Origin of the sequence: Enterococcus sp. AZ067 (assembly GCF_051715005.1) — a bacterium.
In the GTDB taxonomy this organism is placed as follows: Bacteria; Bacillota; Bacilli; order Lactobacillales; family Enterococcaceae; genus Enterococcus_D; species Enterococcus_D casseliflavus.
Window position 1 is genome coordinate 927,700 of the sequence record NZ_JBIOSY010000001.1, and the last position, 13,574, is coordinate 941,273.

The 13,574-nt window shown below is 36.2% G+C and carries 15 protein-coding genes; 10 read left to right on the top strand and 5 right to left on the bottom strand.

Going from position 1 to position 13,574, the window contains the following annotated elements; genetic code table 11:
- Nucleotides 1-10: 10 nt before the first annotated feature.
- Genes IGI82_RS04460 through IGI82_RS04490 form a run of 7 tightly spaced genes read left to right on the top strand, consistent with a single transcriptional unit; the run spans nucleotide 11 to nucleotide 6,652 of the window.
- Complete coding sequence (locus IGI82_RS04460; protein WP_413136275.1) at nucleotides 11-4,159, top strand: hypothetical protein; 4,149 nt, start codon at nucleotides 11-13, stop codon at nucleotides 4,157-4,159.
- Nucleotides 4,160-4,193: 34 nt separating this feature from the next.
- Nucleotides 4,194-4,616, top strand: a complete 423-nt coding sequence (locus IGI82_RS04465) for a DUF1617 family protein (RefSeq protein WP_413136277.1) — start codon at nucleotides 4,194-4,196, stop codon at nucleotides 4,614-4,616.
- A 2-nt stretch (nucleotides 4,617-4,618) separates the two neighbouring features.
- Nucleotides 4,619-4,843, top strand: a complete 225-nt coding sequence (locus IGI82_RS04470) for a hypothetical protein (RefSeq protein ID WP_413136279.1) — start codon at nucleotides 4,619-4,621, stop codon at nucleotides 4,841-4,843.
- Nucleotides 4,844-4,871: 28 nt separating this feature from the next.
- Nucleotides 4,872-5,231, top strand: coding sequence for a hypothetical protein (locus IGI82_RS04475; protein ID WP_413136281.1), 360 nt, complete (start codon nucleotides 4,872-4,874; stop codon nucleotides 5,229-5,231).
- A 2-nt stretch (nucleotides 5,232-5,233) separates the two neighbouring features.
- Nucleotides 5,234-5,566: a hypothetical protein gene (locus IGI82_RS04480; RefSeq protein WP_413136282.1), complete on the top strand. Its 333-nt coding sequence runs from the start codon at nucleotides 5,234-5,236 to the stop codon at nucleotides 5,564-5,566.
- The gene (locus IGI82_RS04485; protein ID WP_271292435.1) at nucleotides 5,567-5,836 is read left to right on the top strand and encodes a phage holin family protein; all 270 of its coding nucleotides are present in this window, start codon (nucleotides 5,567-5,569) and stop codon (nucleotides 5,834-5,836) included.
- Between the two features lie 33 nt (nucleotides 5,837-5,869).
- Nucleotides 5,870-6,652, top strand: a complete 783-nt coding sequence (locus IGI82_RS04490; RefSeq protein WP_413136284.1) for an N-acetylmuramoyl-L-alanine amidase — start codon at nucleotides 5,870-5,872, stop codon at nucleotides 6,650-6,652.
- Nucleotides 6,653-8,262: 1,610 nt separating this feature from the next.
- Here IGI82_RS04490 and IGI82_RS04495 read toward each other — a convergent pair.
- Nucleotides 8,263-8,676: a hypothetical protein gene (locus IGI82_RS04495; protein ID WP_413136286.1), complete on the bottom strand. Its 414-nt coding sequence runs from the start codon at nucleotides 8,674-8,676 to the stop codon at nucleotides 8,263-8,265.
- A 624-nt stretch (nucleotides 8,677-9,300) separates the two neighbouring features.
- On the opposite strand from IGI82_RS04495, the gene IGI82_RS04500 reads away from it, so the two are divergent.
- Complete coding sequence (locus IGI82_RS04500; RefSeq protein WP_413136287.1) at nucleotides 9,301-10,497, top strand: hypothetical protein; 1,197 nt, start codon at nucleotides 9,301-9,303, stop codon at nucleotides 10,495-10,497.
- The gene (locus IGI82_RS04505) at nucleotides 10,490-10,666 is read left to right on the top strand and encodes a hypothetical protein (protein ID WP_271814797.1); all 177 of its coding nucleotides are present in this window, start codon (nucleotides 10,490-10,492) and stop codon (nucleotides 10,664-10,666) included. Before IGI82_RS04500 ends, IGI82_RS04505 begins: the two co-directional genes overlap by 8 nt.
- Nucleotides 10,667-10,686: 20 nt before the next feature.
- Here the strand turns inward: IGI82_RS04505 and IGI82_RS04510 are convergent, their stop codons facing one another.
- The 4 genes from IGI82_RS04510 to IGI82_RS04525 are packed head-to-tail and all read right to left on the bottom strand — an operon-like array spanning nucleotide 10,687 to nucleotide 11,767.
- Nucleotides 10,687-10,956, bottom strand: coding sequence for a hypothetical protein (locus IGI82_RS04510; protein WP_271814799.1), 270 nt, complete (start codon nucleotides 10,954-10,956; stop codon nucleotides 10,687-10,689).
- On the bottom strand, nucleotides 10,874-11,143 hold the full coding sequence (locus IGI82_RS04515; RefSeq protein ID WP_438841794.1) for a hypothetical protein: 270 nt from the start codon (nucleotides 11,141-11,143) through the stop codon (nucleotides 10,874-10,876). Before IGI82_RS04515 ends, IGI82_RS04510 begins: the two co-directional genes overlap by 83 nt.
- A 1-nt stretch (nucleotide 11,144) precedes the next feature.
- On the bottom strand, nucleotides 11,145-11,435 hold the full coding sequence (locus IGI82_RS04520; RefSeq protein ID WP_271814802.1) for a DUF5960 family protein: 291 nt from the start codon (nucleotides 11,433-11,435) through the stop codon (nucleotides 11,145-11,147).
- An 11-nt stretch (nucleotides 11,436-11,446) separates the two neighbouring features.
- Nucleotides 11,447-11,767, bottom strand: coding sequence for a hypothetical protein (locus IGI82_RS04525; RefSeq protein WP_413136290.1), 321 nt, complete (start codon nucleotides 11,765-11,767; stop codon nucleotides 11,447-11,449).
- Between the two features lie 1,030 nt (nucleotides 11,768-12,797).
- Between IGI82_RS04525 and IGI82_RS04530 the strand changes: the two genes are divergently transcribed.
- Nucleotides 12,798-13,544 carry a YcjF family protein gene (locus IGI82_RS04530; RefSeq protein WP_005225303.1) on the top strand — a complete coding sequence of 249 codons (747 nt, stop codon included), beginning with the start codon at nucleotides 12,798-12,800 and terminating at the stop codon, nucleotides 13,542-13,544.
- The last annotated feature ends 30 nt before the right edge of the window (nucleotides 13,545-13,574 follow it).

Consider the following 13,574-nt stretch of genomic DNA (forward strand, 5'->3'; position numbering starts at 1 on the left):
TGAGGTAATTTTGTTAGTCACAACAGATGATGTAATAGCTGCTTGGTTAAGCCCCTCAAGACAGCTATCTATTCGAGTAAAAATGAATGACGTTACGTATGGGAGTGAGGATATTACCTCACTCTCTTTTGATTCTGGCAGTATTTCGGGAGAAACGTACCAAATAGGTTCTACTTATATGAATTCTATTCAGATAATTTTCCCGTCACTCATTGAAACCGTCAAAGAAGATATGGAATTACTACCTGAACTTGGCGTTTTAGTTAATGGTATTTACGAATATACAAAGCTAGGTCACTTCTTTATTGATGAATTTGAGCGCAATAGAAACAACAATACTACAACGATTAAAGCAACTGATAAGATGCGATTTATGGAAGGGCCATATGAATCCAAGTTGAGCTATCCGAGAGCATATAAAGAAGTAGCATTGGAAATAGCTAACTTATCAGGCGTTGAAGTCAATCAGAACTCGTTTGCTTCTTTAGGTATAGGAGCAATCAATAAACCTGTAGATTATACATTCAGACAAGCAATTGGCTTAATCGCACAGTTCGAAGGTGGATTTGCTAGTTTTAATCGAAATGGAGAGCTAGAAATCCGCAGGTTGGCACCTACAACTTTTGAGATAAACCCAGAAAGTTACATGCTAAAAGGCTTTACAAAAAATGAAGTCAGTTATCGAATCGGCGGAATATCAGTAAAAACAGGCGAAGAGGAAACGGATGTCATACGTGTAGGATCAACAAATGGCTCTCAAGTTCAATTAGAAAACAGAGTTATGACCCAACAATTGCTGAATCAAACTTGGGAATTGGTTAAGGATTTGAATTACTTTCCTTATGAATTGAAGTGGAGAGGTTGCCCACCACTTGAAGCAGGCGATTGGATATACGTTACTGCTAATGACGGAACAAAATATTCAGTTCCTAATTTATCTTATAGTGTTACTTTTAATGGAGGGATGTCTGCCGAATCAAAAGCAACTACCAGTTCAAGCTCGCAAGCCACCTACAAGTATAGAGGGCCTCTGAATCAACGAATTGATTATCTTGATTCTATTCTAAGCTCGAATAATTGGAACTCAAACTACTATGATTCAACTGAACCTCCAAATCCCAAAGAAGGCGATGTTTGGTTTAAGCCAAACGGAAAAGATACTGAGATATGGGTCTATAAAAACGTTGATGGTGTATTAGATTGGGTTATGGAAATCACCTCAGCTGGTGATCCCGAATTGCTCGCTGCAATTGAAAAAGCAAAAGATGAGGCAGAAAAAGCGCAGAATGCAGCGAGTAATGCAGTTGATAAAGCTAACGAAGCTGTTGCAAAAGTTGACTCGATGGATAAAGCTGTAAACACAGCCTTGGAACAATCCGCCAGTGCAATTGATCAAGCACAACAGGCAATTAAAGATGCAAACAATCTACTAACAACGGTAACTGATGTACAAGGTACTGTCACAAATATTTCAACCGTTGTAGACGAGATCAACAATCAGCTTGCTGTTAAGGTATCACAGACTGACTTTGATAAACTCAAAGGAACTGTCGACACTCAAGCAGTACAAATAAGTGCTAATGCTGCCGAGATTGCTTTAAAAGCGAGTCAGTCGTCTGTTAATACGATTACTGGAAACGTGGAGAGTATACAATCTGAACTAAAAACGCAAGCTGGTAGTATTACAGCCATCAACACAAAAGTCGAAGGTAACACAACACAGATTGGTACGCTTCAAAGTAGTTATAACGGATTGAGCAGCACGATTGCGAATGTGCAAAATGACTTTGATAATCTTAATGTGAATTCTAGGAATTTAGTTACAAATAGTTCTCTTTATGATAATACAAATGGGTGGATTATATCAGGCGGTCTCAGTGCATCACCGCAAGGTTCCTATACACTTCTTGCGAAGCCGAGTGAGAATACATCTCGCCCATCTTTTCGCATGGATGTTACTGATGACAGGATTAAACCAGACATGGTATATACTTTGGGGCTGATGGTTTATGTAGAATCAGTTTCCAACAATGCTACTGCTACAGGCTCAACTGCCTTCTTGAGAACCAACAACGGTGCTATGTTGGATGCGCCAATAGGATATATTGACTTTACCAAAGTTGGAGAATGGCAACTTGTGACAGGAACAGGAAGAACTAGACCAACCCCATGGACTGTTAACCCACAAATTACTATTGCATTGCAGGCAACTATCACTTGTGTAATTAGAGTTAAAGAATTTGTGATTGTTGAAGGCAACAAATATACGGGGTGGTCGCCGGCACCTGAGGACTTAGCAACAGTCACCGAGATGTCTAATATCACTCAAACAGTCAACGATATTCAACTAACTGTTGCGGACAAAGTAAGTCAATCGCAGTTTACGATTTTAAGTAATCAAGTTACCACTACGGTGAGTGATGTTTCCAATCTAGGAGATAAGTTGGACTTGACGGATATTAAGGCTCGAATGGCTGGAGGATTATTTGTAACTGATGATCCAGAATTCCGCAAAGGAAACAATGGCTTATCAGTATACAACAACGCACAAAACGGCGTTGTAACATTGACACGTGAATCCACTGGAAGCAGTGCCACACAACCTACTAACTCAAACACACGTATGAGAATTACTGTGACTGGTGCAGCAAATCCTCAGTTTGGTGGAATTGTACGGCAAACGAATGCACGTATTAATGCAAAATTTGTTATAAGAATCATTGCTAATTTGCCCATAGGTAGAAGGTTTCAATATGCAAGCAATAGCCTAGGAACAGGAGGGAAACATACTTGGCTAACAAGTTTTGAAGGAACTGGAACTTGGACGGAGTACATGTATTTAGTTGAATGCGGAACCGGAGGAACGTTTTCAAATTTTGGACATTTATACGTCCTGAATGGCGCAACACCAACTCCTGAATCACCGTTGAACTGGTACATTGCAAGATATGAAATAATTGATATTACTCAGTCTCAGCAATCACAAATCACACAGCTATCTGACTCAATCAACTTGCGAGTAGAAAAGAATGATGTGGTCAATCAAATCAATATCTCGACAGAAGGTGTTCTGATTGCCGGGAAAAAAATCCAAATCACTGGAGAAACATATATCGCTAACGCAGTGATTAAGACGGCAAATATTGCTGATTTAGCAATCACTAATACAAAAATTGCTGATGCTACAATCTCATCTGCGAAGATTATCAACTTAGATGCGAGTAAAGTCACGGCTGGGTCGCTAGTTGGTGTAAATATTAAGTCGGCAAGCAATGGCTCTCTGTTTGAAGTCCAAGGGAACAATCTAAAGATGACCAAATCGAACGGTGACAACTTGATTATGGATACAAGTGGAATCTACTGGAAAAATACTTCTGGAGATGTGTTGTTCCAGACATCAAACAAGTTGACCACATCTGATATTTTCGGAACTTCTGAGTTTAACGTTTATCTTGCAGCGTTTAACGAAACACGATCGGTCACTTATGCGTCAGCTCTAATTGGAAGTGGTGGCGTGAATGATTATACTTACGTAAATCATCGGGCAGCTGGATTATATGCTGGGTTCGTTGAAGTTAATACCGGCGCTGGAAGTAATCCGACAAACGTATACATCAGACCGCTAACGGCTGAAAATGAAGTGAGAATTACTGCATCAGGAGGTACTAGTAGTTACGCGAGGTTGCGAGCGGGGCGGTTGTATGCAAATAGCTTAAGTATTAATGGTGCGACAAACGCAGTTCAGCTTTACCTACAAACAAGTGACGAGGTACGTGTAAAGGCAGGGGGAGAGGATTCAGAAGCTGCGGCATATAGAGCTATTCGTGCATCTGCATTCAATACAAGTTCACTTGCTGAGTACAAGATGAACATTCGTCCTTTTGCCAAAAATGCGCTTGACCTAATTAAGGACTCCACTGTATATGAGTACAATCTCATATCAGATCCGCTCGTTAATGAAATCGGTTTGGTTATCGGTAATGGATATAACATCACAGATTATGTCGTTAACGGTGATGGGGTCAGTCAATACCGAATGAACAGTTTGAGTTGGAAAGCAATTCAAGAGCTCGATAAAAAGACTACTGACGAGATTGAACAACTCAAGACCAAGATAGAAATATTAGAAAATCAAATTAGAGTCTTACAAGCTGCATAGCTGTGAGGCTCTTTTAATTTAGGAGGATTTTTCAATGCAAATTAAAATCAAGAATAAAGAAATCATGTGTGTAATCAACTTCTTACGAAATATTGTTGCGAAAGGCAAAACGTCTTTGGCTCGATCACAAGCAATCGCTTTGCTAGAGAGAAAGGAGAAGGAATTCACAGAGGATCGCAAACTGATTATTGAAGAACACGCAGAAAAAGATAGCGACGGTAAGCCGGTTACTAATGACGATGGGACCTATAAGCTTTCACCAGAAGGCAATAAAGATGCTGGGAAAGTAATCTCAGATTTATTTGAAGAATATGCGGTTATCGAGTACGGAGAATATACCAGCAAACTAAATGATTTGGAAAAATTCCTAGACGAATACGATGGTGATGTTTCTGGAGATGATGCACAAGGCTTTTTTGCTTTAGTTACAGCATTTGAGAATAAGGAGGATAAATAATTATGGCAGGATTTAAAATCACGAATATGTCGTTTGACTATACTGAGATGAAAGTGAAAATTAGTTTTAATGCAAACTTTGAAAGTGGTGACATCTTATCAGGGAATGTCGGGCTTACAATGGATGAGTTTAATGGAAACGCCGCTGGGTTAACTGGCTATGCGAATCTTTTGAAAGAGAAGCTGGTCCATAATTTTAATGAAATGACGGAGAAAGAGCAGGGTTAGTCCTGCTCTTTTAGGAAGTAGGTGACCTATGTGGAAAGTGTTGGTATTGAAGTGGGATAGTTTGATTTTATCACTGGTTTCAATAATCTATGGTGTTCAACTTCTATTGTATCCAGATATTCTGCAGAGTTACAAAGTTTATCGGTTGATTGATGGGATGTTTGATCAGAAATTAATCAGTTTAACATTCGTTATTTTGGGACTAATGAAGTTGTTAGGTGTGGTGTTAAACAAGAAGGCCATCAAAAGATTTTCACTGACGACCCTTTCATTCTTATGGATGGTTTTTGCTATTTCATTCTTAATTAGTCCGCCAGCAAATACTGTGTGGATATTCTCTCTAGCGATGGCGCTTTTGGCGTTTGGAATCGCTCTGAAAGAGGGTTAAATATGACAGAGCAAATGTGGATAGTAATATTACCGTCGTTAGTAACTGGGTTGATTACCTATGCTGCTACAAAGACAACTAATAATACGAATTTGGCTGAAACGAATATCAAAAATGCAACTCAGCTTTATCAGAAGTACGAAGAACTAAATAAAGGATTGGAAGCGAAAGTTGATCGTTTAGAACACCAAATCGAAATCATGAAAACCAAGTACGAAAAAGAAATAGCATTTTATCAGTCCGAAGTTGAAAGACTAGAGGATGAAAATGAAGAACTAACAACGAAACTAATAAATATTGAGAATAAATTAGGAAATTTGAAAGGTGGAATTTAAATGGATTTATCAGTAGTAACAGAAAACTTTGTACCAGTGATTGTGATTGCGTGTTTAGTAGTTGGTTATATTATCAAGACTACACCTGTTTTAACCAATAAGGTGAATGATTACATCCCATTGATTGTCGGCTTACTAGGAGCAATTCTAGGACTTGTCATGAATGGTCTTACGGTTGAATCTATTGTTTATGGTGCAGTTAGTGGGCTAGCGTCTACAGGGTTGCATCAAACATTTACCCGGATTATCAATCAAGGAGTGGCTGAATAAGCCGCTCTTTTTATTTTAGAAAGGATGATATAAATGAGTTTTATTAAGTACGAGTATATCAATATGAACAAGTTTTCTCGCCCAGGTATCAGGAACAGCGGTATTAAAGGCATCATCATGCATTATACTGCAAACAACGGTGGCACAGCCCGAAACCATAAAACGTATTTTAATAATTTGAGCGGTGTCTATGCTTCGGCTCAATTGTTCGTTGATGATATTGAAGCAATCTGCATTATTCCGTTAAATGAAGTTGCTTATCATGCGAATGATATCCAAAAATATGTAAATGGCCAACCGTACTATCCACTTAGAAGTATCTTAGGAAATGCTAACTACTCCACGATTGGGGTTGAAATGTGTTTGGATAAGAATGGAAGAATTACTGAAAAAACTTTCCAAAACACTGTTAAGGCTGTTAAAGAATTGATCGCTATCTATCCTAATATTACAAGAGAAAAGATTTGGCGGCACTTTGACGTAACAGGCAAGAATTGTCCGGCTCCTTGGGTAGCAAAGCCAAGTGAGCTGGAACGTTTCAAAGATGCGGTGTTTGAAAAAGCGAATGGAGGCACAACAAACGTGACAAACAAAAAAACATATATTCAAAGCGCAAGACGTGTTGAAGTGATTCGTGAAGGTGGAGATCAAGAGTACACGGATTTAGAATTTACTAATATGCGTGGTAACTATTATCCGAAGGGCAGCAAGCTTCTGGTGAAAGAGGTTGTGAAGCATGGCAATATTACACGGCTTCTTTTAGAATCTGGTGGGTATTTTACTGCCAATGAAGCTTACGTGAAGAAACTCAGATAATTAAAAACAGCCCGCTATGGCGGGCTTGTACATAATTCATATTCGTTTTACTTGCAGTAACCAAGTTTATCCTATAGATTAGTAGGTGCGTGCAATACTCTACGAGGAGTATTAGGCGGTAATGCTTGGGGAAGTGTGCCTAGTACTCTTCGATTTTTTTATTTTAGCATTATTTCAATGTAATAGATATTATTGATTAGAAAATCGTCATAAATTGGTTCAGTTTAATTAATAAAAGATGTATCGTAGATTCATACCAACCAATCCAATTTTTCATTTGTTTACTTTTCTTTTAGTCCACTCTAGGCAGAATAGTTAATGTTTTTTGTTGAAACAAAAAATATTAACTTGTAGAATGGAGTCATAGCCTTGACCGGGGCTACTTCATTTTATATCTTTTTTCAGGCCCACTCTCCTTGAGGGTGGGTTATTTTTGAGCAAAAGATTATTACAATGGTGCAGTCGATGGACTTTGTGGAAAGAATACAATCAAAGCAATGCAGAAAGCTTTGGGTACAATACAAGATGGCACCATCAGTCCAACTTCTAATATGGTAAAAGCAGTACAACGGACGCTTAATAACGATAAGTTACCATGGTAAATAAATACCCTCTTCTCTTAATTGAGTAGGAGGGCTTGTACATAAACTCAGATAAATTATAGAGGGGAATCAACTTCTGCCTGAATTACGTTAAAAGTTTTTCTTTTTTCATTATAAAATAGAAAAATTCCAAAAAGTACAATGAACGATTTTGGACTTAATATATCGTTGAATAGAAAGTGCGAGAAAGTAAAATTACCAGAAATTAAAGAAACAATCAAAATAATTAAGACATAATAAAAGAGCATTTTTGAGATAAATATTATAGTTTGCTTTTTAGTCATATAAAATTCCTCCCTCAAACAAATTCACTTGAAAAAAGTTTACTTTAAAATATTATTATATAGTGCAACATGCACAAAAAAGAGCGTTAGGCAGAAACTTGGGGAAGTTTTCTGGACTGCGACCAGTACTCTTCGTATTTATTTTATCATTGTTCTTACTTAATAGATATTATTGTTCAGAAAGTCGTCTAATTTATCTACTTATCTTCAGAAATTATCTTATAATTTGGTCATAACTATTATTATATTTATGGAATTATTATTTTATCAAAACTAAAAATTTGATAAAAGATTAATTTTACGTTAGATTTGTATTAGAGGTGATTCTATGAAAGTTGATAAATTACATTATAGAAAAGTAATTAATAGTGCAAAACACCTGGAGTACAATGCAATACGATACTTTCAGTCATTGTCTGATCAAAGCAACCTCGAGACAATTAATGAGGAATTAGACTATTTAATTAAAAATGATGTTTATCATAAATTAGCACGTACATCTCGAAAGTCGTTATTGGGAGATAAAATATTGATCAGAAAAAACTTCGAGCAGGACTTTAAACTTTTAGAGAAGTATACAGCGTTTTTTAACCAGCATGAAATTTGAAAAACAGTATTCATTAAAAAAACTTTTCATTTAATTATGTTAGTCCTCCATGAAGATGGTTGGTTTTTATAAATAAATAGCCCGCTTCGGCGGGCTTGTAAAATATTTAGTTAACCGTTAGATCTTTTGTAAAAAATTAATAAGATTTTCTACACCTTTCATATTATCCAACTCATAGATGCTCTGTGCATCATCGGTTTTTACTGTGACAAAATTTCCATAAAAAGTATATCTAGTAATTATCTTATCATTTTCAGATAAATCTAGCGTATAAGTATTAGCTCCAACAAGTCCATCGTAATCTTTTACTTTGTTCTTATCCGGAAGCTCAAGTTTGGAGATCATATCTTGAACCTTTGAAATTATTTTTTGATCCGAACTTTTCTTATCTATATCTTCAAATTGATAGATACTTCCGTTCGTAACTTGAAAATGAACTTCATCGATATTATTCGAATCAGAATTTTTACTGGCTGATGCACAGCCACTTAAAACTAATATTAGCAATAATCCACCTAAAATTTTTCTCATGACGGTCCTCATTTCTTTTTTTCAGTATATCAGAAATTTATTTAAATAAGTCTGAAAAAAGAAAATCTTAAAAAGGGTAATTGTATCAAAATAAGGGTATAGTATTTAAATAACTAACCAATTCAATTTTTTCATTGTTTTACTTATTTTGATCCACTCTATCATAACTAGGGCGGCCTTTTTGTTGAAATAAAAAATATTACCTTGTAAAATGGAATCATAGCCTTGACCGGGGCTATTTCATTTTATATCTTTTTTCAGGCCCACTCTCCTTGAGGGTGGGTTATTTTTGAGTAAATGGTTTGAAAGATTTGGAAATAGTTAATATAATGAAATCACCTTATAAAAAACTTTTTCATCTAATTGTGCCACTCCTCCCCGGGAGTGGTTTTTTTTGCAAAAAAAAGCACAGCATATTCTCATATGCCGTACAAGTGGAACTATGTTCCGTCATCATAATAATTATAAACCAAATTAATGGACAGGCCAAGAACTATGTAGATACAATGTTTATATTTTCAATTTCGTGCAGAGTAGCTTTTTGTTTATGCAAAGAAAAATATAGTGTTTACAAAAGTAATGTAAAGGGGGATAATTAATGAAAAAATAAGATTGAGGTGTAATATGACTGCTGAAATAGCAATTCTAAACAAAAGTGGTATTGTCTTGGCTTCAGATTCTGCTTCAACCATAGGTGACAACAAAGTGTATAATTCTGCAAGAAAGCTATTTACTCTTAGTTCGAATCACTCTGTTGGAATTATGGTATATGGTAACGGAGAATTTATGCAAACTCCTTGGGATATTGTGATAGGAGAGTATCGAAAGTCTATAGGAAACATAAAACAATCCAAATTAGAAGATTACGCAAGTTCGTTTATAGAATATCTAAAAACAAATGATTTTTTAAAAAATAAGGAAATCCAAGATAATTATATCTATGCCTTCATAAATAAAGTAACTACGTTTGTTTTTTCAAGCACGGAAGAATCAGTTAATTTTTTGATTTCTCAGGGCCAGACAGTTGGCTCTGACGTTTTGATACCTTTATTAAGAGAAGAAATTAAGAATATAAAAAATCAATTTAATGAAGCTTATGTTTTGGAATTGGATCTAGAGGATTTTAAAGAAAGATATTATGCTGTTTTTTTAGAAATACTGTATAATATTTCTGCTATAGATGAAGTTTCTGAAGCTATAAGTTCAGATTTGTTTGATCTAATTTATTTTACTTTAATCAGAGATAACTTATTTTTATCATCAACTGGAATAGTAATTGCTGGTTATGGTGAAGATGAAATTTTTCCGTCTTTAAGTTCTTTTAGAATATACTCTTTTATTATGGATGAATTCAAATATTCTCTTCATCAACAAGCTAGAGTTGGACAGGGAAGTAATGAATTAAAATCGACAATTATTCCTTTCGCTCAAGACGATGTTGTCAATACCGTCGTCCAAGGTATAGATCCACAATTATCTCAATTTCTTGTTGATCAATCTGCGGTGTTTGACGGCTTAGACAAAGAAAAGTATAATCGTATTATTAATAATTTATCTGAAATACAAAGAAAAGTATATATAGAACCAATGCTAGATATGATTGCATTATTGCCAGTTGAAGAAACATCAGTGATTGCCGAAACTTTAATGAATCTTACAAGTTTTAAACGAAAATACAGTACATCAGTAGAAACTGTTGGTGGGCCTATAGATGTTCTTGCTATTACGCCTAGCGAGGGTCCAATATGGGTTAAAAGGAAACATTACTTTAATTTGGATGATAATTTAGGATATAAATTAAGGAGGAATTCAAATGGTTAAATTGATTAAAGAAACTAGTACAAAATCACAGTTTTTTTTAGAAACAAAAAATTTTTCTCCAAGAAATATCGATGTAAGATCCACTGTTAAAGATTTTACACCTAAAGAGCACAGAAACGTGCATAATAGTTTCAATAGTAAAATAAATAATTTGTCACACACATTTTAAGTTTCTTTCAAAAAAAGACCCTAGCGAAAGCTAAGGTCTTTTTTCATTGCTTCAAATTCAATCATGATCTTAGTCTTACCAATCACCGAATACTTTTTCACAACGAACTGCTTTCGATCGTTATACTCGCCAGCAACCACAATCTGCATTCCTTCATCCACATCTGCCAAGAAGTTCAAGCTATGAGCTGCAATCAAGCAATTCTCATTATTCAAAGAGAACCGCACCAAAGGGGTCTTGCTCATCTTCAACACGCGTATCTTCGATACATAGCCTTTCATCGATTTCATAACAATCGCCTCCGTAAGCTTGTACATAATAGCGACAATCCGTTTTGCCTAAAGTGACAGCAACATAAAACTCGACACATTTTGAGCCGAATAATGCTTCCTGTGATTCAGAAATAGAGTCGGGAAATGCGTTTATAAACTCAGGAAGAGATAAGTAGCCTTGATCGTATTGGCTGATTATATTCATATCAATTACCGCCAGGCTTGTACTTAATGCTAGGATCATATTTTCGAAGTATCTTGTCTTGTGTCCTAACATGATCAAACAGGTAGTTGTCACCATCTTTCTTAAATACATAAGCTAATTCTTTTGGGTAACCACTGTAGCTTGATGGTACGGTAAAGTAGGGTTTCCCGAAATTCTCCATCGTCCGAACAAACTGGTCGTACATGAAATGTGCTGGACCCATTCTCTCGACAAACTCGTAGTAATATCTTTCTAATGCATAGGTTCTTTGATGCGCTAACGGTATTTGCATATCAATCACTCCTATTCCATTTCGACATCAGCAAGAGAATCTGACAGTGCTTCAAATAGATTTCTACTTTCCATAAATTTAAGCCAATCATTGTAAGGGTCTAATGATCGACTGTTTGGAATCTTATCCATATTTTTTACAGTCTGGTAGATATTTTGTGCAGCTTGATCCCACATACCGTTAATTGCTTTGTTAACTTTTTTATCGTTCCACTTAGCCTTTCCAGAACGCAATTTATTCTTAGCAATTTGGAATTCCTCGGCTTTTTGCATAAATACTTCGTAACCAGATAGACGGTTTTCCAAAAGGTTTTTAAAATCATTATATTTCATTTTGACCACTCCTCTTGTTTTTTTTATCTTCAGTATACGAACGTTTGTTCGTTTTGTAAAGGGTTTAAATAAAGAATAGGGGGCAAAAAAGGGGCAAAATAACTTTATTAGTTCGAACTAGTTGATTTATTTTTATAATTGAAATTGTTAAAAAGGCTGTTAAATAGGCATTTTTATACTAGTGTAATTGAGTGTGTCAGACAACCTTAGATGGGCGGCATGATGTAAGCAAGCCTTGAGAACTCCTCTTTTGAGGGGTTCTTTTTTTATGCGATCAAAAAATACTTCAACACAGAAAAAGACAAAAAACCTTTCTTCTTAGTATTCTAAGCACCAAAGAATTGGTTCATTGCATGAATAAAAGGAGAAAGGATTGGTAGATATAAGCTATCTATTTGTCTTGTAAAGGCAGCGTGTTTTGTAAGGACGTCAATTACAACCGTTCCCAAAATCCCTGCGCAAAACCAGTAATAAATTCGTAGAGAGCCGGCAGTATCACCGAAATACATAAGACGACAAAGACCATTTTCTGAACATCTGTTAATTGTTTGAGGAAATGGTTTTTTGTGAACAATAAATACGCGCTACAGATAACGGCAAGCAGCTGCAATAGATCAAATAAAATGGACAAGAAAATCACCTTTTCTGATTAGATTGAATGGACGATAGAATGATGGATTCTCTCAACATAGAGCAAAGAGTTGAATGATATGGTTCTGAGAAAACGTGAAGATCAACGTTTATAAAGAAACGGTATTTCGACTCCAAAGAATGCGAAGATCCCGCTTAAAAGAAAGTAAGTCAATAAGCCTAGATAAAAAAGGACTTTCCAATTCAATTTCTTTTTCATTCGATCCACTCCTTTTGTGTATCATAGCATAAAAAAACGATAATATAAATAAATAATCTAAAGATGCAAATTTGCATTTTTCAGCAAGTGTAAGCTCTCTCAAGCTACATTTTCGCTATCTTGAAAAACCTGAGCTAAAATAGAAAGAGGAACAAAATCATGGCTCACTTTGATTTTTAAATGAACAACGAGTCGAAAGAAGGAGACATTTCTTTGAAAAAACCATGGATAAAACGCAAAAAGAAGCAAAACGAAAATGAATTATTAACGGAACAGTCCGTTCAAGTCGAGCAAAGTCAAACGAGAGAAGAGCTGCAAGAAGAAGCGGAGTTTACTTCTTTTTTTGCGGATGTCATGAAGCGAATGCCGAAAAAATCGGCTGCCCTGGTGATGAAAGGCTATGACGGATCAAAAGCCCAGGCGGAAAAAGTGTTAGCGAAAAGCAAGGATCAATTTGATCAGGTGTTTGAGGAGTTTTTGGTTGGCGTAGATGATGAAACACGAAAAAAAGCCCACCGCACGATCCATGCGGCTTCTTTGACGGCGGCGATCATCGGCTGTTCACCGATTCCCTTTTCAGATGCAGTGTTACTTGTGCCAGTTCAGATGACAATGATGGCCCGTTTGTATCGTATTTTTGGGCGAACATGGCGTGAAGGGTTAGCGAAAAGTATTTCGAAAGAGCTAGTCGTTGTGAGTTTTGGTCGCAGTGCCGTTGGCAATATCCTGAAATTTGTCCCAGCAGTCGGCACCGTTGCTGGAGCTGCAATCAATGCCAGTGTGGCTAGCGGTATTACCGAAGCATTAGGCTGGGTGACGGTCAAGATGCTGAATGATGGGGAAGATGTGTTTGAGCAAGTGATGTCCTTTAAAGGCCAATTTCACACGCTGTTCAATGCGTTGAAAGTTGGCAAGAAATCTAAGTGAGACAAACAGAAGAAGAACGAAGCAGGTCCA